This is a genomic window from Anabaena sp. TISTR 8404, assembly GCF_056847745.1.
Genome location: NZ_CP180578.1, coordinates 1,399,804 through 1,422,876 on the forward strand (window position 1 = coordinate 1,399,804; position 23,073 = coordinate 1,422,876).

The window sequence follows — 23,073 nt, forward strand, 5'->3', positions numbered from 1 at the left end:
ATTAAGCTCAAACATACCAGCTTTTTAGCTAAAAAGCTGACTTTTACTCTCTGGAAAAATAAATTTTGATATTAATGCTGACTATTGTATATGGTAGTTAACACGTTTTTTGTAATATATATTTTTAATACAAAATTTCTACCCAATTATAGAAGTTTTTCTCCTCACTATCAGCAAATGCTTTCCTCCTTCTTTACATTGTCTGTAGACTCTCAAATATCTAACAAACTGTAACGTTTTTGTAAATTTAGCAGTTTCATCCTCGCTTCCCCAGCGTTATCAGCTAAATCTGCAAATTCGATAAACCGCCGCAATTCTTTTCTTAACAAATTACGTTCAACTTCGATGGTTTCCCGATCTGAATCTGGCGGCAAAACAATCATGTCATATATAATGGCACGTTCCTTACTGGGATGAGGACGCAAAACTCGGCCTCGTCGCTGAATAAATTGGCGAGGGTTACCAGAACTCGATAAAATTACCGCCGTTTTAATTGCAGGAATATCAACTCCCTCATCTAAACAGCGAATTGCTACTAAACCTTGTAACTCGCCGCTTTCAAATTGACGGCGTAAAACTTCTCTTTCAGCTAAAGGAGTTTGGGCTGTGTAGGTACTGACTTTGTAGCCTAATTCCCCTCCAAGAATTTTGACAACGGCTTTCAGTTGACGCAGAGATGAACGTCCCGTTTCCAAGGAACCATCACTACAATAAAAAAGTGTGTGAGTCGTGTCGCGGCGGGTTGCCATTAATTGACGTAAGGCAGTTAATTTATTGACGGCTGCACCAATTAATCTCGCCCGTTGCATTAATAACGGCTTTAAATCTTCGTTATCTTCAAAGTTTGGCGAGTCTCCAGTTTTGCGTTCTCGATAGAGTAGAGAACGGCCGATTTTTTTGGTTAACTTTAAATAAGCAATACTCTCGGCTTCAGTTAATTCCACCAGAATCGGATAATACAAATAATGTACTAATGCGCCTTGAGCGATCGCATCTCTTAATGTAAATTCTGGTTGCAAAACTGGGCCAAAATAATCAAATAATGATTGTGTACCACTATCATCAAAATATCTTTCTGGTGTAGCAGATAAAGCCAATCGCAACCCAACACGCCGGGGTAAACTTTCTTCTAATTTTGGTGCGCCTAAATTATGGGCTTCATCGCCAATAATTAATGTTTTAGGCGGTAAATACTTTAGTTGCGATTGAAAACCTTCACCAATTAATGTGGAGTTGGTAGTGATGATGGTGATAAAGCCTTGAGAACCAGAACGCAGATTGTAAAGTTGGGTAGAAAGTTGACTTTGCCAACTGCGGACATTCTCAAAGGCTAATATCGGTTGTAAATTAAATTTTTCGCATTCTCGCGCCCATTGGGTAACAAGATGGCGATAGGGACACACCACCAACAGCACTTGTAAGTTTATTTGCTGATACAATTCACAAGCGATCGCCAGTGCAGTAATAGTTTTACCACTACCAGTTGCCATTTTTAAAGTTCCCCTGCCGTTATTAGCAAACCAGTTAGTAATAGCTTGGCGCTGATACTGGCGCAATTGCAGAGATGGCGGTATTCTTGGGCATCCTGGTAATGGTTGGTGATGGTACTTGCCCTTGTCTTCCCTAGCAAATGGTATTTTTAGCCGGAAAGTGGGTAGTTGCTGCACTGAATTTTGCGTCAGGTACATAAAATCTCAAAAACAAAATTGGTGATGAACCCAAATAAAAAGTATGAAGTGTGAACGATAAAGGATGAGATTTAGATTTCATACTTCATACTTCATACTTCATACTTCATACTTCATACTTCAGTTATATTCACGCCAAACGCCGACAAGAGAACCTTGCACCTGTACCTGCATCGCTGAAACTTCAATGGGGTTATACTTTTGATTGGCTGGTTGGAGAGTGACGCGATCGCCATTACGGTAAAAGCGCTTTAATGTACTACCATACCCTTCAACTCTCGCGGCGACAATTGTGCCATTTTTTAATTGATCTGGTTCTGGTACTGGCAGTAAAAATACCAAATCTCCATCAGCAATTAAGTCTTCAATCATACTGTCGCCAGTTACCCGTAAAGCATAGGTTTGTGGCGGTAAAGATAAATTAGAAAAGTCGAGATAATCGACAGCTTCCGTAAAAGGTTCAATTAAACCACCAGCGGCGATATTACCTAAAATTGGTACACCTTGTTTAAGAGGATGCAAAATCCGAATTGTGCGGGCTTTCCCTTCAGTCCATTCAATGTAGCCTTTATTTCGTAAATGTTCTAAGCGACTTTGAATAGGTGCTGGCGACTTCAAATTCATCGCTTGCATCATTTGGCGAATTGAAGGAGAATGTTGGTGCATTCGGATATATTCTGCCAGCCATTCATATAATTCTTGTTGCGCTTCTGTTAGTCGTTCCATAATAATTATTGGAAGTAAATACAAATGTCCCTAGAACATTAGTACTACAAAAAATTCCATATAACAAGGTGAAATTAAAAAAATAAAAGGCAAAAGAAAGAAAAATTTTTGTTCTTTTGCCTTTTATCTTTTCAGCTTTTACTGATGCAGTTAGATATTTTGAGACAGAATATATTACTCAAAGGCTTATGGGAACTGGGTTTATACTCAGCACTCAGCACTTTAATTTACTGTTCACTCAGCCCCCAAAATACTAGCCAGCAAGGCTTTTTGTGCGTGCAGACGATTTTCAGCCTGATCCCAAACTCGTGACTGTGAACCTTCAATTACTTCTTCAGTAATTTCTTCACCGCGATGGGCTGGTAAGCAATGTAAAACAATTGCATCTTTATCAGCCAAGCTCAGCAGTTGATCAGAAATTTGATAAGGTTGAAAAATTGGCATTCGGTCATCAGCTTCTTGTTCTTGACCCATACTTGCCCAAACATCAGTGTAAAGTACAGATGCTTCTTTTGCGGCTAATTCCGGGTCATGGGTGAGCATAACTTCAGTTTTACCATTAGCGATCGCTCGTGCTTGTTCTACAATTTTGGCATCTGGTTCATATCCTTTGGGAGTAGCAACTCTGACATTCATCCCCACCAAAGCACAACCCAGCATTAGAGAATTCGCTACATTATTCCCATCACCCACGTAAGTCAAAGTTAAACCAGCCAACGTCCCAAAACATTCTTGAATTGTTAATAAATCAGCCAGTACCTGACAAGGATGTTCTGCATCAGTCAAGGCATTAATGACGGGAATTTTGGCATAGTTAGCGAAAATTTCTAACTCCTGTTGGGCAAACGTCCGAATTGCCAAAATATCTAAATATCGATCTAACACTCGTGCTGTATCTTGAACAGGTTCACCCCGACTTACCTGCGTGACATTCGGGTTAAGATCGATTACCTGTCCACCCAGTTGGTACATCGCCACTGTAAAACTGACACGTGTACGTGTTGAAGCTTTAGAAAACAACAAACCCAACACTTTATTACACCGCAATTTTAACTGTTGTGATTTCAGTTGGCTTGCCAATTGCAGAATTTCTTGCAGTTCCGTTGGACTGAAGTCCGCCAGACTTAACAAATCTCGCCCGATTAACACTGCCATGTTTTTAATCTGTAAAGAACAATTATCTATTGCTGTTTCTTTACCTAGCCGTGTCAAAAAAAATACAGCTTTCAACTGTATTCAATCTTTTTGCGTCCAGCCCAGGATTTTTAGTTAGCTTTTGCTATGAATATTAATTTATCAACTTTATCGGCAAATCAAATCAAGGATTTTTTGGGCTGCATCACATTTTTCATACTTCTAAATGAGATCCGAACAAATCTCTTCCCCATTCCCCGCCTCCATCAGTAGTTTCTAAATCAAATGATTAAATTTAGCCGCATCCTCTAGACAAATATTTTGCTTGTGCTATAATTGGAAATCGGTGAGCAAGATGCCAGCATAGCACAGTGGTAGTGCATCCGACTTGTAATCGGAAGGTCGCAGGTTCAAATCCAGCTGCTGGCTTTAACCAGATATGTATGACAAATAAACTCTTTTATCATATTGGTTTTGGGCAAGACGATTTAGGCGCATCGCCTCCTCAGATTGCTTTATTATCAGGCGATCGCGATCGCGCCCGTCTCATTGCCCAAAATTATTTACAAGATGTGCGTTTATTGTCGGAAAATCGTGGACTTGATAGTTATCTAGGATATTTACCTAATAATCGCCCCATCTTATCTGCAACGAGTGGGATGGGTGCGCCTTCCTTAAGTATTGTGGTGAATGAACTAGTACAAGTAGGAATTCGGCAAATTATTCGCATCGGGACTTGTGGTTCAATTCAACCTTATGTACCAGTTGGCAGTATTGTGATTAGTAGTGCAGCCTTATGTCGTCAAGGTGCAGCTAATGATATTGCACCTGTGGAGTATCCCGCAGCAGCCGATCCGTTTTTGACAGTGGCTTTAGTTAAGGCCGCACAAGAATTAGAATTTGAGCATTATTTAGGAATTACCGCTTCTGTAGATACTTTTTATGAAGGACAAGAACGAACTGATTCGGCAAATCCTGATTTAATGCGATCGCTACGTGGGATCACTGAAGAATATCGGCGGTTAAATATCTTGAACTACGAAATGGAATGCGGCACACTGTTCAAAATGTCAGGAGTTTATAAATTTGCGGCGGCTGCTATTTGCGGTGTGGTGGCGCAACGTACTGTTGATGAGGGAATAGTTTTAGAACATAAAGAGGTTGCAGTAGGAAATGCGATCGCAACTGCTATTCATGCAGTCACTAATTATTGTGCTTAACTTTAAATATAACCTCAGTATTTTCATCCACTCTTTACTTAATCTTTAACTTAGCTTTTCCTCAATCTAGATAATATAGTCTTATTAGGTAAAACTTCATATTTTGAAGATAAATAAATCCTAAAAAACACCGGATTTATTATAAAAATATGGTTGGATAAACTAGAAAACTTATTCATGAATAAGTGGAATTAGGTAAGTTATCAAATAGATTGCGATTTTTAATAAAAATTTATTTTGATATTTATAAAAAATTGGAGAGCGCCATAAAATGAACTGTGCTTGGAAGCGGGCAATTACTAATATTAACTTAGCGTTGATTGCAGTAATGCCAACGCTAATATTTTCAGTATTGACGTACCGAGCAATAGCTGAAGATACAGGCGGATGTTTTATGGTGACTCCTTCCGGTATGACGGTGGAGTTAGCAAAGCTTTGCAACGATACAAATAGAGCCAAGACAACTTCACAAGATAGAATTTTTCGAGTGCCTATCAAACGCCACTTTGGCAGAACTCCAGTGATTGATGTCACTTTTAATAACCAAAAAACTTTTGAAATGGTTGTTGATACAGGTGCTAACGGAACTTTAATTACGCAAGCAATGGCGAATGCTTTGCAAATCAAACCTACGGGTACACTTCAAGCTCAAACTGCTGACGGTAGCCAAGTACAATTTCCGACAGCAAAGATAAAGTCTATAGCTGCGGGTGGCATTGTAGCAAATAATGTGGAAGTGGCGATCGCATCCAGAGCCGGTATTGGATTACTTGGTCACGATTTCTTCGGCAACTACGACATCAAGATTTTACAAACAGCAGTGGAATTTCACCCACGTTAAATACAGGAGAAATTACACACAAAAATTGTTTGTTGAGGCTGGGTGTAAGGGTGTAGGGGTATAGGGGGAAGAAGAAGTTCTATGATTTAACTAGTTGAGTAATTAGCTTGACTAACTCATTCGGCTCAACTGGCTTAGAGGAATGCATTTGAAAACCAGCTAATAGTGCTTGTTCCTTATTTAATTCTCCTGCATAAGCTGTTAGGGCGATCGCCGGAATTTGTCCACCTTTTTCTGGCGGTAGATTTCTAATTTGACGCATTAGCATATAACCATCGACATCTGGCATCCCAATATCAAAGACGAGGATATCTGGTTTGAATTGGTTAAAAGCTAACAGTGCTTCCGCCGCCGATCCAACTGCGATGACTTCTGCGCCACATTCTTTGAGCATAAAAGTCACCACTTCCCGCGAGTCTACTTCATCATCTACTACTAAGATGCGAATATCCGTTAACTCTGGGTAAATATCAGACTGTTCAGTACTTTGAGATAGCTGAGTCTGATTTTTGATTAACGGTATTCTGATAGTAAAGATAGCTCCTTGTCCTTCGCCGGGACTGGCTGCCCAAACTGAGCCACCATGTAACTCTACCAAATGTTTGACAATTGCCAGCCCTAATCCCAATCCACCAAATCTTCTAGTAGTTTGACTATCTGCTTGGCGAAAATAATCAAACACATAAGGCAAAAACTCTGGACTAATTCCTTGGCCTGTGTCGATAACTTGAATTTGCGCTTGTCTGCCAACTTGCTCTAAGCGGACTTCTACACGACCACCAGAAGAGGTAAACTTCACAGCATTAGAAAGTAAATTCCAAACTACTTGCTGCAAACGTACCGGATCTCCCAAAACAGCGCCAACATTTGGTGATAATGTCGTTTGAATTTGAATGCTTTTAGCTTGCGCTGCTAACTGTACAGTTTCCAAGGCTGCCGAAATTACTGAACCCAAATCAACAGAGGCAATGTTGAGGCTGAGTTTACCCCGCAGAATTTGCGAGATATCTAACAAGTCTTCTATTAGTTGAGCTTGTAACTTAGCATTGCGCTCAATAGTTGCCAAAGCTTCTGCTCTTTTAGCTTCGGTTAATTTGTGGCTGGTGAGTAACTTAGACCAACCCAAAATTGGATTAAGTGGCGATCGCAATTCATGGGATAAAATAGCGAGAAATTCATCTTTAACTCTATTAGCTGATTCTGCTGCTTGGCGTGCTGTTTGTTCTCGTTGCAACAGTTGTTCTCGCTCTTGTTCTGCCTGTTTACGTTCTGTCAAATCAACTACAAAAGCAAAACCATCTGTTTGAGAACCTTCCCGAAACGCACAACCCATGAGAATAGGAACGCGATAACCTGCTTTGTGAATATAATACTTTTCTACAGGAGTCGAAATTCCACACTGCTTTAGTTCTTCAATGATCTGCAAATCTTGCTCATTGTACTCAGCCGTGGAGATTTCTGTCCAACGTAAACCTCCTGTTTCCATATCTGCGCGTGTGTAACCAACAAGTTGTAAATAAGCATCATTCGCTTCTGTAATATTGCCATCAATATCCCAAAAAGCAATCCCAATTACATTTGATTCAAATATCCACCTGAACCTAGCTTCACTTTCCTGGAGAGCTTTTTCGGCATACTTGCGCTCAGTAATGTCTTCAATAATGCCATCAATGATTGTAGTATCGCTGTTAGTTGTAAAAGTTTGACTAATCCTTACCCAAATTTCACTACCATCAATACGATGCAACAATAATTCGCGCTCTCGTCCACTTCCATTCGTCCGCAGTTGTTGCAGGAGTCGGGCATCATCTTCTGATGGAAAATAAGACTCAAGGGTTTGATCGCTCGGAATTTCAGTTAATGAATCTAAACCCAGCAGTTGTAAAAATGCTGTGTTCGCTTCTAGGACAATCCCATCAGATGTGATGCGGTAAACTCCCACTTTAAGTTGATTGAGTAGAGTTTGAAAGCGCATTTCTAACCCTTTCATCTGGTGTTGAGTTGTAGCTTGCTTGAGTGCCAGACGCACCGCCACAGGTAAACGCATATAGTTACTCGGAGACTTAATTACATAGTCATCCAAGCCTGATTTCATCGCCTCTACCGCAATTTCTTGTGAGCCACTGTTAGTAAACATCACTACAGGTATTTCTGGGTAGCGGCTTTTGATCTCCCGCAGCACGGTTATGCCATCACTCCAGCGCAGTTCGTAGTCAGTGATTACTAAGTCAAATTCTCCGGTTGATAATGCCTGCTCAAGCTCTTGTGGGCGAGCAGTTTGCTTGATCTGAAGGTCGGCAAACTCTCGCTCTAAGGCATGAATTGCCAACAAGCGATCGTGGGGATTGTCGTCAATCAGAAGAATGCGTAACATCGAACTTATAATTAATTTCTTTAAGAAGTACCAAGTTCTGGTTTTTGGTTAAAAACCATCCAATGTTGATTAATAATCGTGACAATTTCGACTAAATTATCGAAAGCCACAGGTTTAACCATGTAAGCATTTGCACCTAAATCGTACAGACGGTTAACATCTGTATATTCTTGAGAGGCAGTCAAAACAACAACTGGTAGACGCTTGATACCTGGTTGTTGTCTTAACCACGTCAACACTTCAGAGCCAGAACGACGTGGTAGTTTTAAATCGAGCAAAATTAACGCAGGTATTGGATAAAGGCTGCGATCGCTATAAGCTGCTTCTCCAGAAAGGTAAAGCACGGCTGCATCCCCATCATGTACTACTTGTAGTGGGTTAGTAATGCCTGCTTTGCGAAACGCTCTCTGCACAAGGAGAATATCTTGCGGATTATCTTCTACTAGTAAAATTGTCTCTCCTGTGGATAAGGTATTCATTGGTATTTCGTTGCTTTTGACAGAACAAACCAAAATTCATATATTTGTATTAATTTATACTTTAAAATTAGTTGATTTCTCATATAGTTCACTCCTGATTCTTACAAACTGCTATGCGAATTTGCATCACATTTAAAACCACCTATTATCATCCTGAGCAATTTCTCTGTTTTTGTCTTCTACCGCAAGAGTTATCGAAGTTACATGAAAAAGATATCCTACGTAGATAGTCATTAACTATCTATGGTGTCTTGGCGGTGAAAAACAGCTTTTGGTAAAGCAATCCAGAAGCGGCTACCTGTATTTAGCTGGGATTCTACGCCACACAAACCGCCCATTCGTTCTAAGGCTTTCCGCACGATCGCTAGTCCAATACCTGTACCAGGATAAACTTCTATGCCGTGAAGCCGTTCAAAAACCCGAAAAACCCGCTCTTGATGTTCTGGTGCAATACCAATGCCATTATCGGCAACCCACAACTTGATCCAACTAGTACCTTCTTGAATATACTCTTCGGAGTATATCTGCACTATAGGTATATCATTGGGCTTAATAAACTTGATGGCGTTGCTCAATAAATTGATTAGCACTTGTACTAGGGTAGAGCGATGTGCCATAACCTGTGGTAAAGAATTGTCAATTTTAATTTGAGCTTGGTGTTCTTTAATTTGTGCGTCTAATTGTTTCAGTGCTTCTGCAACTACAGTATTTAAGTCAACAGGCAGAATTTGAATTTGCACACGACCAAGACGACTGTAATTCAGCAAGTCCGTAATTAAGGTATCCATTTGCATCGCTCCCTCAGCAATATAGTTGAGGTAGCTTTGACCAAAAGAGTCTAGTTGGTTGCTATAGTCTTCTAGCAAAGCTTGAGCAAAACCTTGCATGGTACGCAAAGGAGCGCGTAAGTCGTGAGAAACAGAATAGTTAAAAGCTTCTAAATCTTGATTAACTTCTTGGAGTTGGACAGTGCGTTGTGATACTCGCTGCTCTAATTCTGTGGCATAATCTTGGAGTTGTTGGCGGAGTTGAGATTGTTGAATAGCGATCGCTAATTGTGCTGAGACTTCAGTGGCAATTTCTACAAGTTCACTACTAAAAGTTGTTGCTTGAGATTGAGCTAGAATTACTTGACCAATCACAGTATCTTCTACCTGCATGGGTATAATCAGACAACTCCTTAACCCTGTAGCCAGCAGTCGTTTAACAATTGGTGGATGTTGATTATCTGCTGCAAAAATTTGTGGAGTCTGTAGAACTTCTACAAAAGCAAAATCGCTGATTGGTAGTATAGTACCTTCAGCTAGTTGTAATTCGCCATCCGCACTACCTGCAAGCACTTCTGCTGTTTTATTCTCAACATTAAACAAGATAGAAAAAGCTTGTTGGCAATTTATCAGTTGACGCAACCTGCCCAAAGCATCCCTGATAATTGTGACATCAGGTTGAGCCGATAAAATTGCTCGGTCAATTTTATGTAAATCAGCCAAGCGTTGAGCGGAACGTTGCGCTTTTTCATTTTGGTCGATGGCAGTTTTCAAGGCATTTCCATAAGTTTGCGATACCTTGAAGATTTGTTGCCGGATATAGTGAGCAAGAGTGACCCCAATAACTAATGCCAGAATGATACTAGTTGCAGTCACTTGCTGTGTTGTTTTACGAGCTGCTTGGCTGCGCTGCTTAAGTAGTTGTTCTTCTGTAACAATAAAATTCGCCATTTGGTGGCGCATTGCATCCATCTTCTGCTGACGCACTTCAAATCCTACCAAAGGTTCAACCTTTCCTTGCTGGCGAAGTTCTACTGCTTGCGATATCAGACGATTCCACTCTTGATAATACGCCTCCATTTGCTGCACACGTTGAACTTGCGGAGGATTATCCGCAACTAAATGTTGCAATTCTAGAAAAGCAGCACCAGTGACTGGCCTCGCTTCATGAAAAGGTTCGAGAAATTCTGATTTTCCTGTGAGGATGTAGCCGCGCGATCCTGTCTGTTCATCTAACAGGAGTTTATGGGTGCGGTAAGCTTGAGCAATTACCTGATTTGTATGATCTACCCATTGCAGTGCTGAGAGGAGGCGGTTCACTTGCCAAAGCGAAACGCCTGAAAATAACAATAGTAGAACGCTGGGAAGGGCGATCGCACTAGTTAGTTGGCGGCGGAAGATGGACTTAGCAATTTGCAGCAGCATAATATTATGCTAATGGCTCTGCATGAAAGTTAGCATACTGTGACATCAGGTGCGATCGCTAACTGAATAAGATTGACGAGCCATCTCAGCACTAATACTGAATTTTTAACCTCATCTTAATAGCTGCCAGACACAATATATTTTGTATCTCATGAAAGAACTTAAGAAAGCATTTTGATTTTAACCTAATACTATCAAGCTATAATGCTGTTGAATAATTTCAGTTACAAAAATCACATTATTACCCAAATCGCAATCATTTTTTGAAAGATGCAAACAAAACATTTAGGCTCATTATTAACCCTAGGTATGGCATTAACAACCATACCTGTCATGCCATCTCAGGCCCAAGAAGCAAAAATCCCAACTTTGTATCAACTGCAAAACCCGCAGATCAAAGTTACTTACTCAACAACTAGCTTTACTGGTGAAGCACGTCTAGATTATCAAGACAGACAACAAACATTGCACTTTTCTGGAGACGAAATTCGGACTACAGAGACAGAAATCGGCAAGTTGGTAACAGTCACCATCCGCAAGACAGTAGATAATGGCTCTACTACATTCAGCTTGCTGATACCCGCAGTCAACCTGGGGCAAAGCAACGAAGCTAGTATTGTGACTAAGGGTATTGTTACTACAAACCGTTTCTCAACCATCCCGTCATTTAATCAAGGACAGACACAGACATACATAGTTACACCTTTATACGGTAAAGCCCAAGCTGTAGTTTTTTAACAGCTACTGAACACTTATATTAAATAGTTGATATAAGTCTAGGAATTGATATGGTGTTAATGGCGAAGTAAATTTAGGGCTTACGCAAGATGAGGAAAAAAGTGATTTCCTCATCTTTTTGGTTTTATGAAGATGGAAAAAACCCAAACTATCTCTCAGCAGAGTTGAGATGAGTATAACTATTAGGGTTGATTAATAATGTAAATCCCTGAGAAAATTATTTCATCTAACAGTTTCTAATCTGATGAGTAAAATTAAAAATAGTGCTTAACTGATTAAAAAAACATACAAAAGGGCATCTAAAGATTAGATGCCCGTCATGTAGGAAACCCCCAAAAGGGTTGTCCTTACACCTTCCCAACTATCAGCAACAGTAGTTAATATTTGATTAATCACATATTAACTACACTTACTAGTAATTTTATTAACTAAAAATTACGAATGCCGCCAGTATAACCACTGAAACTAAACCCAGTATTTGAATGCTATTTTTGAGCGAAATTGCTTATATAACTAGTTTTCATTGGCTAAAGGCTTTTTGTTTTGATGATAGTGAAAAACAACTCCACAAATAGCTGCTAAAAATAACCAGGAGAGCGTATTCACTCGAAAATCAAATAAAGTTACATCAACTGTATTGAATAGTATCCATTGCCCAAATACCAAAAGATAACTGAAGAATACTAACTTATCCGCTTTAGGCAAATAATTAGATTGCCGTAACAGTTGAATACCTGCAATTAATATCCAAGCCAGTAAACCGCAAAACAAAAGAGTAGTAGGAAATCCTGTTTCAGCAGATAACATTAAAAACAAGTTATGCGGATGACCTAAATCAATGTGCATTTTGGCTTTGTAGAGTGCGGAGAAACTACGTAAACCCCAACCCGTCCAAGGATGCTGTTGTGCTAAAGACCAAGCAAACTCCCACTGAGTTTTTCGCATTAAAGCCACTGGTCGGTCTGGATACATTTCATCATTTAACCGCGCCCAAAAGAAAGCCGGAACAACTCGGCGAAAAATTTGGGCAATGGGAGAAGGTGCAAAAGCTGCCAAAAGAATGGTTGTTACCACAGCCACAACGCCACTAACTAAGATTCGCCAACCTTGATAAAGTGCGTAAGCTAAACAGGCAACTATGGCGATCGCCCATCCGTTCCGCGAGTTGGTTAAAATCAAGGCAGCAAAACTGGCAATGACAATTAATGAAAGAAAAGGGAGTGGCGAAGAAGTCAAAAAGCGAAAGTTAAAAGTAAAAAGAAAAGAATTTTTGGCATTTTGACTTTTTACTTTTAACTTGTTGATTTGCAATTGCCATTGTTCTAGCAATAGTCCTAACCCTATGGTAAAGATAATTGCTAGATAAGCTGCCAAAAGATTAGCGTGCATGAATAAAGCCGCCATCCGGCCTGGTGGTTCTCCTCCAGGTGCGATCGCCCAATCCACGACAATCCATAAAAACTGTAATTTTAAAGCCCAGTCCAAAAACAACTGCCCAAAACCAATAATGATGACTGGTACAGAACCAATTACCAAAATCCACGCGATGTGGCGCAATTGGGCAATTGTCTGAATTAAGGCACTCCAGCCAGCAAAAATTAATAAGTAAGGGATTAAATTAAATAAACCTAAAAAAGCATCTGTTTTATTCGTGGCAAATACTGCCGTAATCACAAGTAATAATGTAAACAGCGCAAATCCCCGATTGATGGGGCGGCGAATAATTGTGCGGTATTGTTGCAACCAAGTGATTAAAGATGCCAAAATGACCGCCACCGCCCCAACAAATGGACTTAGGGGAAAAATCAACAGTCCGATTTGGAAAGAATTCCAGGCAAATTGGCTTTTAGGGTTGGGATGATCAAAAGCTATTTTCAAGCTGGCTCCCAACATTCAGTGCGAGTGAGACGAATTTGTGCTAAAGCAAAAATAGTCGGAATGATGCGACCATAATTAGTTGCGATCGCTCTCCAACCTAAATCTGCTAAAAACCAAGTCCACATAGCTGGGCCAACAAAAGCAAATACAGTGCGAACTGCCCCATAACGTGCTGCACTCATAGTCATGCCTCGCCGCGCCATCTGCAAGGCGACATAAGTTTCAAATTGGGTTTTTGCGATTGTTGAACCTGTCATTGCAGCTTGTTTTGCTACTTGATAGGTGGCAAAGTGGATAGCAAATTGTCGAGCAATTTGTTTGAGGATGAATGGTTGAACTACAGAGGTAACAGCTAAAGCACTACCACCTTTAAACAGTAATCCCAAGGGGTCACGCTGCAACATTAATGGTAATGGTTCTTTAAGTTCTGTTTTCACCAGATGGCGTTGTACTTTGACAGTCAATTTTTGTTTTTCTTTTTCTGGCAGTTTTTTCCATACCTGCCCTAGCAGATGCAAAAATACCTCTGCTTCTAAATCAACAGTTGTTAAATGATCTGAGTAAGGAATTTTTAAATATTTACAAACTTGAATTAATGCTTGGCGGTAAGTTACTTGATTTGTACGTCCTCGCAGTACTGTTACCCCATCTGCGGCCAAAAACCGAAAACGCTCTTCTAGAGAATCTAACCAAGCTTGGCGGTTCTGGCTTTGAACTTCGATGGGTTCAGGTGTTTGAACATAATCTAGGGGATTGAACTTCCGACTAAACAAAATGGCAGTTAAATCTTGTAATTCATCATCTGTTGCCAGTTCTAAGGCCGCCCTGAGTTCATCCAATGTTTCTTCCTCCCTTCCGTGCAGCTTGTCTGTACTTTATTCTACTATTAGCTTTTGGCGGTCTTTAGTAGTCTTTTTATCCTTCATCATCTGTATTTTGTCATTGGATAATAACCAAAGACTCAAGAATAAGGATTACATATCTAATGATAGATGTTGCAGTGATTGGTGCTGGCATGGCGGGTTTAGTTTGTGCGCAGCAGTTAAAGCAAGCAGGATATTCGGTGTTAGTGGTGGAAAAATCTCGTGGTTTGGGAGGAAGAGTAGCTACACGCCGCTTGTATGAAACTTGGGCAGATCATGGGGCTTGTTATCTGAAGCCCAAGGGTGAATTTTTCAGAGAGTTTGTAGATTTATTGTGCGATCGCCAAATTCTCACAGTTTGGAATCATGAGGAACTCCCAAACGCTGCACCCCGTTATATTGCACCTGCGGGGATGAGTGCGATCGCTAAATTTTTGGCTCAAGGTTTGGATATCCTGCTGAATCAACGCGTTATTGCTATTCATCCAACTCCCGAAAATACTTGGCGACTAACTCTAGAATCCAGCGATGAAGAAATCACAGCCAAGGCTATCGTGCTGGCGATTCCTGCACCCCAGGCTGTGATGTTGCTCGAACCCTTGGGAGAAGAGTTATTAGGAACAGACTTTTTAACTAACCTGCGGGCTGTAGAATTTGCTCCTTGTATTAGTGCGATCGCAGGCTATTCTGCTGATTCCACACTACTACCAGATTGGAAAGCTCAAAGTTTTGAGAATGATTTTGTTTTGGGATGGATTGGTTTAGATAGTACCAAGCGTCCTCAGCCGCAACAACCTGTATTTGTAGTGCAAAGCAGTGCTAAGTTTGCCCACCTGCATCTCGAAGCCTCAGATTTACAACTTGTAGGACAAGAAATGTTGCAGCAAGCCGCCCAAACTCTGGCGCTTCCTTGGTTAGAAACACCCCAATGGATGCAAGTACATCGTTGGCGTTATGCATTTCCTAGTCATCCTTGGCCAGAAAGTGTTTTATCAGCTAATACGTCTCTACCCTTGGTTTGCTGTGGTGATTGGTGCGGTGGTAATCTTGTCGAAGGTGCAATGCTGTCTGGACTAGCTGCGTCCGTTGCAATTAATCATCATCTGCGCCAATTTACTCTCACTAGTGTGAACTTTTTCAAAATTTTTACCTTTTAATTACATCTATCGTTAGACTGGTTGCTCTGCGTAGCCAGGTCTTTTTTTTCAGGATTTGCTACACTTTTGTCTCAATAATTTGTTTTCTAGAATACATAGAATAAAAGATAGATAATTGCGAGACAATGGGTGATGAATCAATAAGTAATGTAAATTACTTAGCAAGTTTTACTTACCTAAATATTTCCTTCTCAAGGATGTTGTTAATAAAATCTTAAAATTGATCCCTTATGGCTTATGCTGCGTTTTGTGTAGATTTTCGCCAAACAGCTAGAAATTTGAAATAATTGGCATTGTGAATCTCAAGTCTCGGTGCTGTACCATATTGTTTGAATTTATAGTCAGGATTCGGAGTTATAAAGTATAAAATTTAACTTTAAAATTCCGACTAAATATTCTGGTTTTGTACCGAAACAAAAGGTGAAGTTCGGGGTATAAAAACCAATTCAGGTGAAACGGTTTTGGCTGATTAGTAGAACTGAGTCTTTAAAACAAAACTCAACGGTATTTAAAAGGGGATAAAAACTTATGAAAACGGTAGTTAATTTAACACGAGAATCAGTAATTAGCGAAATTGAAAGCGTTTTAGATACTTATTCCTACCATCCTTATCAAGCAACCTTTGCAATTCCAGAATTACGTCAAGAACTGATTGTTTTTGTAATCAGCCGCATTCCCTGCTTTTACAACGTGGAGTTTGACAGAGAATTTCCACTAGATTTTCCTACAGAGCAAAAATTTCCTCGTAGTCCATTAGAGCAAAAACTACATATACAAAACTTAATTCATCAAGGCATTTTTGCGATTATGCAAGATAAATCAGCTTGGATTAACAATCATCTGTGTGACACAGTTGAACCTGGTTGTGAACCTTCTCAATGGTTTGGCTGAATATTAATCTTACAACTCGTCTTAGCTGTTAATCTTTGTACATTAGTCTTAATAATCTACAACTTGCTAAAAAGCTAAAAGTGAGGAATGGCAATAAATCCTCACTTTTAGCTTTTAACTTTTAATAGATCAAGCTAGACTAATTTTTTATCCACGTTTATTTTCTTGTAACGGCGGTTAATTTTTTTGCTGTACTCACCCATGAGGGAATAGCTATAAGCTAAATTGAGAAAAGTTAAGGTGCGATCATTAACGTTTAATAATGAAAAATATAAGTACACTTTTTAACGAAGAACGTAACCAACTTCAGGCAGATATTGAAAATATAACTAGTGTTGAGGAAGTAGTTAAACTAGTTCAGAATCGACTTGATAATTTAGAAAGAACTTATATTAGCGAGCTAAATGTAACTCAAGTACGTTTAGCATCCTTTTTTTTGGATATGCTGCGACAAGCGATCGCTACTTTGACTGTAGTTAACCAGTCTTTAGTTGAGTCAAAAGAGCAAAAGCAAATTATTAACGTAGCTACAAGTTTTTCCCCCAACAGATTAATCTTAAAACTGCTCAAGGCACTTATTTATATAGGTATTTTAGGCTCTTTAATTTCGTTAACTAAAATTAGCATTAGTGCGTGGATGGGTATTTTACTAACTTCCCTACTTCTTGGTTTGGAAGTTGTGCTTCAACTTGACAAAAAAAACTCCACCTCTGCTGAATTGTTAGAAATACCTCAACCTGTGTTGCGCGTTGATAGCAAAGTTCTTTTAGATAACTTGGCTGATGCGCTGAACACAATTGATATAGCAGTTGCTAGGTTTGCAGAAGGAAACAAAATAGAAGACGAGCGCACCTTAGAAGAACTACCAGAGTTATTAAATTTTCTCCAAAGGCTCATGGGTGCATCATTTCTTGATCAACCCCAAATGGCGATCGCATTAGCGAAAATTTTGCCCCAAATTTTGATGTCTCAGGGAATTCGCGCTCAAATTTACCAACAGCAAGCATCGCAAAGTGAACGAGAATATTTTGACTTTGAGCCAAGTATCGACCCTGACACCAAAGATTACGTTACCATCACACCTGCATTATTAAAAGGCGATCGCTTACTCCGGCGCGGTCGCGTAATTGAGCCAGCGTACTCTGAGGCGAGAGAATAGGAGAGAGGCTAGAGGCTAGGGATTAGAGGAAAATTGCTGTAAAGGTATGAAAATTTTAGAAACAATTGGTTTTGATTTGGGACACGGTGAGACAGCAGTAGCGAAAGCGATAGTTGAAAGCATCGAACCGCCCCAAATGCTAGAAATTAATAATAAGAAAAATCAAATTACGGCTTTAGGTTGGCATCCCAAACTTGGTTATCTTGTGGGAGAACAAGCTTTAATTCAAGCTGGTGTGACTCAATTGACAATCTCATTCAAGCAAAAACCTAACAACGATCCCAATTACAGAAAAACAATTTCGACTTTTCTAGCGACTTACTACCACAAACTGCAAGAAAGTAAACAAATAGAAGGCGGCGAAAGTAGTTATTTTTACATTGGTTGCCCTTCAGGATGGTCAATGAGCGATCGCCAAGCATATCAAAAGCTACTTCAAGAAGCTGGTATTTCCCACCTAAACGTCATCCCAGAGTCCCGTGCAGCTTTTATGCAAGCCAAAGAAGGCGGGAAGTTGGAATATGAGAAACTCCTAGCATCGGTGCTGATTGTCGATATTGGCTCTTCGACTACAGATTTTACCTTAGTCAAAAGCTTACATGAAATTCCCTTAGATTTCGGTAGTAATGCTTTAGGCGCATCCTTAATAGACAAAGCGATTTTTGCCCGTACCCTCGCCAAACACGAACAAAGAACATTACTCGAAAAAGTATTTCAAGAATATCCCCATCATCAAGCGCGTTGTGAACTAGCCTGTCGCAAAGCCAAAGAAGATTATTTTTCTAATGAACAGCTATATAACGACCCGCAATCGTTTGCGCGTGGCTTTGAGTCTATCAACGAACAGATTTATTTTATTCCCCAAGTCAACAAATTGATGATGGAGGAAATTCTGCACCAACCTTTACCAGAACTGGGAAATAAAAGTTGGATTCAGGCTTTTCGTGATGCTGTCAGCGAAGCCAAAGCCAAACTAGAACAACTTGATACAGTACCAAAACTTGTGCTGATGACTGGTGGTGCATCCCGAATGAAATTTACCCACCAAATTTGTCAGCAAATTTTTCCCGAACCAGCAACTCAACTCCGCCCTGATCCTGAACCAGAACGCTGCATTGCCTTGGGTTTAGCGCGAGTTGGCAGATGGGATTTGCGTGCGGCTGCTTTCCAACAAGAAGTCAATCAACTATTAGATTCACAAAAACTCAAAGAATTGATTGAGAGACATATCCCAGAGTTAATTGAATTATTGACTCAGCCATTAGCAGATAATTTGATTGATCACGCAGTTAGACCAGGAGTAAAAGACTGGCAAACAAACAAAATCCGCACTTTAGCCGATTTGGAAACATCAATGAAAAATCGCGCAGAACAGTGGTTAAAAAGCAACGCCGCCCAGCAGATCATTAACAATCAATGTATTCGTTGGTTTAACAACAAAATTCAACCAGACTTAGCCGCAGTCACCGACCCCATCTGCCGCAAATTTCAGATACCCAGAAGCAGTTTAAGGTTTGAAGATAGCATTGAGCCAGCTTTTGTTAACCCAGAACTACGAATTGGCGATGCTATCTTAGCTGACACAGTGGCCTTCATTGTGAATGTTGTCATTGGTGGCGGCACTTTAGCAAGTATCATCACTCTCATTCTCACAGGACACTTGACTTGGCCGATCGCATTAGTCTACGGTGCTTCTGTGATGGCCGCAGGGATGGAATTGAATCGTAAAACAGTCCAAGAAACAATCAAGAAAAATTTCGATATCCCCAGTTGGATTCGTTCTAATTTGATGAACGATCAGAAAATAGCAGATATGTACATTCAAATAAAACCGGAATTAGAAAATGTCTTTCGAGAACAATTAACTAATAATCAAGCAGCTTTTGAACAACTCACCCAAAAAGTTGAACAAGGATTGCAAAAAGCGCTTGCAACTAAAGTTCAAGAAGCAATTATTTTAATTCAATAGTAGAGATAAATGACTAAAGCATATCCTAATAATTTGATATGAGATTAATGTCGAATTGGGATGACAATGACAAATTCTGTCCCTTGACCAAAAGAGGAGTGACATTGCAGTGAACCGCCGTGTTTTTCTACTACAATTTGATGAGCGATCGCTAATCCTAATCCAGTCCCTTTACCAACAGCTTTTGTGGTAAATAGACAGTCAAAAATCCGTTGTCTCACCTCGTCTGTCATACCAATACCATTATCTGAAATCCGAATCGTTACAGATTCAGGGCTAGTCATCTCGGTACAAATTTTGATGACTAGGGAATTATTAACTTGCTTGTTCTGCTGCCAAGCATCTTCTAAAGCATCAACAGCATTAGCTAAGATATTCATGAACACTTGATTAAGTTGCCCTGGATAGCACTCAACCTTTGGTAAAGAAGCATATTGTCTGAAGATTTGAATTTCCGGGCGCTGTCCTAAGCTTTTCAGACGATGCCGCAAAATTAATAATGTACTATCAAGTCCCTCATGAACATCAAACTCAATTTTTACAGATGTGTCAGCGCGGACAAAGTTTCTTAGTGACACAGAAATATCTTTAATTCGTTCTGTACTCACCTGCATAGAATTGAGCAGCTTTGGTAAATCTTCTAAGATAAAATCTAAATCTGTTTGAGCGATCGCATCCTGAACTGCATCTGGTAATTGAGAATAATATTGTTGACATAATTGCAGAATTTGGCTGAGTTCAGCAATATATTCTTGCGCAGGATGAATATTACTAATAATGCAGCTAATCGGATTATTCATTTCATGTGCTACACCTGCAACTAATTGACCAAGCATTGAGAGCTTTTCTTGCTGTACCAGTTGTAATTGTGCTTGTTCTAAAGCTGCCGTTCTTTCTAATACCTTTTGTTCCAAATTATCAGTCAGTTGCTTGAGTTGTAAATGCATTTTTACTCTGGCAATCACTTCTGCTTGTTCAAAAGGTTTAGGAATGTAATCAACCGCTCCTAACGAAAGTCCTTTCACCTTATTTTCCGTATCTGCCAACGCTGTCATGAAAATAATCGGGATATTTTGCGTTAATGGATCAGCTTTAAGTTTCTGGCAAGTTTCAAACCCATCTATTCCCGGCATTTGCACATCTAACAAAATCAGAGCAGGCAGTTTATGCTGCACCATTTCGATTGCACTTTCTCCATCTTCGGCGACTCGAACCGCTAAATCTGCACTTTTTAAGGCTTGTGATAGTACAGACAAATTAGTTGGATTATCATCAACAATTAAAATAAAATCAGAGTTTTTCATTGATTTAAAAATGTTTTTTATCCAAAATATGAAAACAAAAAGTTTAAATTAATCAGTAATTATTGCCAACTTGTTTAGATTGTGCCATCCATTCTTTTAACATCTCTCGCAATTTTTTAACTTGAAAATTTTCAGCCAGTTGAATTATTTGTTGAGCAAAATTAAAATAAACAGGATAATTATTTTTCAATTCGTTAGCTTCATGCACTACGCCATCAAGATTGCCATCTTTTGCCAATTCATACAAGCCAATCAAGATATCAATAGAAGGTAAAGAAATCTCCTGAGAATCAGATTGTCTTAAATTAATTTCCGATTTTGGGGCATATATCCATGCTAAATTTAACTGAACTCTGAGGAGTTCTAACAACATTTCTGCGACAATAGGTTTAGATAAAAAAGCATTGGCACCGACATCTAAGCTTTGATTTTTATCACTTTCAAACACACTCGCAGAAGAAGCAATTATTGCTACATTTTGTAACTGCTCAGATTGCTTAATATGCCGAATCAGTCCAAAACCATCCATTACAGGCATGATTAGATCAGTGAGAATCAAGTCAGGTTGATATGCCACAGCCTGCTCAATTCCTTCTTGTCCGTTACTAGCTTCTATTAACTCAAATCCAATGGGTTCTAGTAAATTGAGAATTACCGAACGGTTTTCCCACTTATCATCTACAACTAAAATGGTACGTTTTTGGCCTTGATAGCCTGTAATAGTTCCTTGTTGCGTAAATCGGGAACTTTCAGCCCATTGTTTTGCTTCTGGTAATTCCACTTCAAACCAGAAATTACTACCTTTACCAAGTTCGCTTTCAACTTCTAAAGTACTGCCCATGAGATGGACAATTTTTTGACTAATAGCTAAACCTAATCCGGTTCCTTCTGCCTGTCTTTTAATTTCGCCTACTTGCTCAAAAGGCAGAAAGATTTTCTGCAATTGCGCCGATGTCATTCCTACCCCTGTATCTTCCACTTGAAACCGAATTTTATAATTAGTCATTTGTTGTGTTTCTTGACTAATAACATTTACTTTTAAAGTCACTTTTCCTTTATCTGTAAACTTGATGGCATTTCCCAAAAGATTAATTAGAACTTGCCGCAGTCTTTTTTCATCAGCATGGATACCAATAGGGAGTTGAACATCGGGCTGATAATTCAAATCAATTACTTTTTGTTCAGCTTTGATGCGACAAATTTCTACAACACTCTCCAGAAATGAGGGAAAATGAAAATCGATAGGATGCAACTCCATTTTGCGAGCTTCAATTTTAGATAAATCCAGCACGTCATTAATTAAAGTTAATAAATGAAAGCCGCATTGATGGATGATTTCAACACCTTTGTATCCTTTTTCTGTCAAGGTTTCAGTCCGTTGTAAGATTTGAGTGTAACCGAGAATGCCATTGAGCGGAGTTCGTAATTCGTGACTCATGTTGGCCAGAAATTCACTTTTGGCTTGATTGGCAATTTCAGCAATATTTCTTGCCTCTTTGAGTTCAGCCGTTCGTTCTTCAACTCGTCTTTCTAGTTCATCATTGGCTTGTCGAAGAATCATTTGTGATCTCTGGTTGTCGCTAGTGAATGCAGATATTAAAAAAGTAGTGATAGCGATGACACAAATGAATGATTGCAGCAAGATAAGTGATTCATTAGGCGAGAGTTGTTTAGCAAATGAACCGAAGCCTTTCACAGTACCAAAAACCGCGATCGCTGACACAATAAGTACAGATAAAGTCGATATCCGGGCTTCAAATCGAAATGCCGTCCAAATTAACGGAGGGATAATCATGTATTCAATGGGGTATCCCCCAGAAAAAGCAATCCGAACAACTGCCATCATTGAGATTAAGACAAATGCCAGTTCGATAATTTGTCGCCGACGCAAGCCTGTTGGCGATGGAGATTTTTGCAACCATGCCAGCACTAAAGGTGTCACAACCAAAATACCTGTGCTGTCTGATGTTAGCCAAGTTCGACAAATATTGCCAAATACTGACCAAGGTGCAATCCCACTGATACATAGCGTTAGTGCTGCTAGTATTGAACTGATGAGAGGGCTGGGTATAGTCAGGAAGATAAATTTAAAAATATCTTGCGATCGCTCTAAGAAATAACGACGCTTGATAAACTTATGAATTAAAAAAGTTGCGACAAAAGGCGTAATTAAATTGACGGCAGGAATAATAATACTAATTAAAAAATTGTGTTTAAAAAAAAGAATATAACTAACAATAAAATCACTCACAAATAAAATAGGCCAGACTCGATAGCCTACCAATAACATTCCTGCGACAAATACACCGAGTGATGGCCAAAATGCTGACGCACCACCGACGAAAGTCATCGATAACCCTATGTATCCAAGACAGAAATGAACAATAGGAATAATTAAAGCTGCTATTATAAATGGACGATCAAGCTTGACTGGAAATAGCCGCTTTATCATAGTTTGTC

17 protein-coding genes and 1 tRNA gene are annotated in these 23,073 nt (G+C 39.6%); 8 read left to right on the plus strand and 10 right to left on the minus strand.

Annotated features, from left to right (window positions below):
* Window positions 1–212: 212 nt before the first annotated feature.
* The 3 genes from ACMX3D_RS05980 to argF all read right to left on the minus strand — a co-directional run bounded on the left by ACMX3D_RS05980 (window position 213) and on the right by argF (window position 3,569).
* Window positions 213–1,688, minus strand: coding sequence for a DNA phosphorothioation system restriction enzyme (locus tag ACMX3D_RS05980; RefSeq protein WP_482750533.1), 1,476 nt, complete (start codon window positions 1,686–1,688; stop codon window positions 213–215).
* Window positions 1,689–1,808: 120 nt separating this feature from the next.
* Window positions 1,809–2,414: a transcriptional repressor LexA gene (gene lexA / locus ACMX3D_RS05985; RefSeq protein ID WP_482750534.1), complete on the minus strand. Its 606-nt coding sequence runs from the start codon at window positions 2,412–2,414 to the stop codon at window positions 1,809–1,811.
* 234 nt (window positions 2,415–2,648) lie between these two features.
* Window positions 2,649–3,569 (minus strand): ornithine carbamoyltransferase, encoded by a 921-nt coding sequence (gene argF / locus ACMX3D_RS05990; protein WP_482750535.1) that lies wholly within the window; start codon window positions 3,567–3,569, stop codon window positions 2,649–2,651.
* Window positions 3,570–3,905: 336 nt separating this feature from the next.
* Between argF and ACMX3D_RS05995 the strand changes: the two genes are divergently transcribed.
* From ACMX3D_RS05995 to ACMX3D_RS06005, 3 genes are all read left to right on the plus strand, one after another.
* A tRNA-Thr gene (locus ACMX3D_RS05995) sits at window positions 3,906–3,977 on the plus strand.
* 14 nt (window positions 3,978–3,991) lie between these two features.
* On the plus strand, window positions 3,992–4,768 hold the full coding sequence (locus ACMX3D_RS06000) for a nucleoside phosphorylase (RefSeq protein WP_482750536.1): 777 nt from the start codon (window positions 3,992–3,994) through the stop codon (window positions 4,766–4,768).
* A 271-nt stretch (window positions 4,769–5,039) separates the two neighbouring features.
* Window positions 5,040–5,609: a retropepsin-like aspartic protease family protein gene (locus ACMX3D_RS06005; RefSeq protein ID WP_482750537.1), complete on the plus strand. Its 570-nt coding sequence runs from the start codon at window positions 5,040–5,042 to the stop codon at window positions 5,607–5,609.
* A gap of 79 nt (window positions 5,610–5,688) precedes the next feature.
* Here the strand turns inward: ACMX3D_RS06005 and ACMX3D_RS06010 are convergent, their stop codons facing one another.
* From ACMX3D_RS06010 to ACMX3D_RS06020, 3 genes are all read right to left on the minus strand, one after another.
* Entirely contained in the window at window positions 5,689–7,983 is a 2,295-nt protein-coding gene (locus tag ACMX3D_RS06010; RefSeq protein ID WP_482750538.1) for a PAS domain-containing hybrid sensor histidine kinase/response regulator, read from the minus strand.
* Between the two features lie 20 nt (window positions 7,984–8,003).
* Window positions 8,004–8,462, minus strand: a complete 459-nt coding sequence (locus tag ACMX3D_RS06015; RefSeq protein WP_482750539.1) for a response regulator — start codon at window positions 8,460–8,462, stop codon at window positions 8,004–8,006.
* 233 nt (window positions 8,463–8,695) lie between these two features.
* Entirely contained in the window at window positions 8,696–10,654 is a 1,959-nt protein-coding gene (locus ACMX3D_RS06020) for a sensor histidine kinase (protein ID WP_482750540.1), read from the minus strand.
* Between the two features lie 270 nt (window positions 10,655–10,924).
* On the opposite strand from ACMX3D_RS06020, the gene ACMX3D_RS06025 reads away from it, so the two are divergent.
* A complete protein-coding gene (locus ACMX3D_RS06025) occupies window positions 10,925–11,392 on the plus strand; it encodes a hypothetical protein (protein WP_482750541.1) in 468 nt (155 codons plus the stop codon).
* A 513-nt stretch (window positions 11,393–11,905) separates the two neighbouring features.
* On the opposite strand, the gene ACMX3D_RS06030 is transcribed toward ACMX3D_RS06025, so the two are convergent.
* Window positions 11,906–13,285 (minus strand): O-antigen ligase family protein, encoded by a 1,380-nt coding sequence (locus ACMX3D_RS06030; protein WP_482750542.1) that lies wholly within the window; start codon window positions 13,283–13,285, stop codon window positions 11,906–11,908.
* Window positions 13,267–14,109 (minus strand): YaaW family protein, encoded by an 843-nt coding sequence (locus tag ACMX3D_RS06035; protein ID WP_482750543.1) that lies wholly within the window; start codon window positions 14,107–14,109, stop codon window positions 13,267–13,269. The genes ACMX3D_RS06030 and ACMX3D_RS06035 overlap by 19 nt, the downstream gene beginning before the upstream one ends.
* Window positions 14,110–14,255: 146 nt before the next feature.
* On the opposite strand from ACMX3D_RS06035, the gene ACMX3D_RS06040 reads away from it, so the two are divergent.
* The 4 genes from ACMX3D_RS06040 to ACMX3D_RS06055 all read left to right on the plus strand — a co-directional run bounded on the left by ACMX3D_RS06040 (window position 14,256) and on the right by ACMX3D_RS06055 (window position 19,309).
* On the plus strand, window positions 14,256–15,290 hold the full coding sequence (locus ACMX3D_RS06040) for an NAD(P)/FAD-dependent oxidoreductase (protein ID WP_482750544.1): 1,035 nt from the start codon (window positions 14,256–14,258) through the stop codon (window positions 15,288–15,290).
* A 528-nt stretch (window positions 15,291–15,818) separates the two neighbouring features.
* On the plus strand, window positions 15,819–16,181 hold the full coding sequence (locus ACMX3D_RS06045) for a hypothetical protein (protein ID WP_482750545.1): 363 nt from the start codon (window positions 15,819–15,821) through the stop codon (window positions 16,179–16,181).
* Between the two features lie 262 nt (window positions 16,182–16,443).
* A complete protein-coding gene (locus tag ACMX3D_RS06050; protein WP_482750546.1) occupies window positions 16,444–17,340 on the plus strand; it encodes a hypothetical protein in 897 nt (298 codons plus the stop codon).
* Between the two features lie 46 nt (window positions 17,341–17,386).
* Complete coding sequence (locus ACMX3D_RS06055) at window positions 17,387–19,309, plus strand: Hsp70 family protein (RefSeq protein ID WP_482750547.1); 1,923 nt, start codon at window positions 17,387–17,389, stop codon at window positions 19,307–19,309.
* Window positions 19,310–19,353: 44 nt separating this feature from the next.
* Here ACMX3D_RS06055 and ACMX3D_RS06060 read toward each other — a convergent pair whose 3' ends face one another.
* Together ACMX3D_RS06060 and ACMX3D_RS06065 are read right to left on the minus strand one after the other, a co-directional pair.
* Window positions 19,354–20,613, minus strand: coding sequence for a sensor histidine kinase (locus ACMX3D_RS06060; RefSeq protein WP_482750548.1), 1,260 nt, complete (start codon window positions 20,611–20,613; stop codon window positions 19,354–19,356).
* 52 nt (window positions 20,614–20,665) lie between these two features.
* Window positions 20,666–23,065, minus strand: a complete 2,400-nt coding sequence (locus ACMX3D_RS06065; protein ID WP_482750549.1) for an MASE1 domain-containing protein — start codon at window positions 23,063–23,065, stop codon at window positions 20,666–20,668.
* Between the last annotated feature and the right edge of the window lie 8 nt (window positions 23,066–23,073).

Bases quoted from the DNA above. Each gene is read 5' to 3' on its own strand.
- ACMX3D_RS05980 (WP_482750533.1), bottom strand. From the start codon at position 1,688: ATGTACCTGACGCAAAATTCAGTGCAGCAACTACCCACTTTCCGGCTA.
- lexA (WP_482750534.1), bottom strand. From the start codon at position 2,414: ATGGAACGACTAACAGAAGCGCAACAAGAATTATATGAATGGCTGGCA.
- argF (WP_482750535.1), bottom strand. From the start codon at position 3,569: ATGGCAGTGTTAATCGGGCGAGATTTGTTAAGTCTGGCGGACTTCAGT.
- ACMX3D_RS06000 (WP_482750536.1), top strand. From the start codon at position 3,992: ATGACAAATAAACTCTTTTATCATATTGGTTTTGGGCAAGACGATTTA.
- ACMX3D_RS06005 (WP_482750537.1), top strand. From the start codon at position 5,040: ATGAACTGTGCTTGGAAGCGGGCAATTACTAATATTAACTTAGCGTTG.
- ACMX3D_RS06010 (WP_482750538.1), bottom strand. From the start codon at position 7,983: ATGTTACGCATTCTTCTGATTGACGACAATCCCCACGATCGCTTGTTG.
- ACMX3D_RS06015 (WP_482750539.1), bottom strand. From the start codon at position 8,462: ATGAATACCTTATCCACAGGAGAGACAATTTTACTAGTAGAAGATAAT.
- ACMX3D_RS06020 (WP_482750540.1), bottom strand. From the start codon at position 10,654: ATGCTGCTGCAAATTGCTAAGTCCATCTTCCGCCGCCAACTAACTAGT.
- ACMX3D_RS06025 (WP_482750541.1), top strand. From the start codon at position 10,925: ATGCAAACAAAACATTTAGGCTCATTATTAACCCTAGGTATGGCATTA.
- ACMX3D_RS06030 (WP_482750542.1), bottom strand. From the start codon at position 13,285: ATGTTGGGAGCCAGCTTGAAAATAGCTTTTGATCATCCCAACCCTAAA.
- ACMX3D_RS06040 (WP_482750544.1), top strand. From the start codon at position 14,256: ATGATAGATGTTGCAGTGATTGGTGCTGGCATGGCGGGTTTAGTTTGT.
- ACMX3D_RS06045 (WP_482750545.1), top strand. From the start codon at position 15,819: ATGAAAACGGTAGTTAATTTAACACGAGAATCAGTAATTAGCGAAATT.
- ACMX3D_RS06050 (WP_482750546.1), top strand. From the start codon at position 16,444: ATGAAAAATATAAGTACACTTTTTAACGAAGAACGTAACCAACTTCAG.
- ACMX3D_RS06055 (WP_482750547.1), top strand. From the start codon at position 17,387: ATGAAAATTTTAGAAACAATTGGTTTTGATTTGGGACACGGTGAGACA.
- ACMX3D_RS06060 (WP_482750548.1), bottom strand. From the start codon at position 20,613: ATGAAAAACTCTGATTTTATTTTAATTGTTGATGATAATCCAACTAAT.
- ACMX3D_RS06065 (WP_482750549.1), bottom strand. From the start codon at position 23,065: ATGATAAAGCGGCTATTTCCAGTCAAGCTTGATCGTCCATTTATAATA.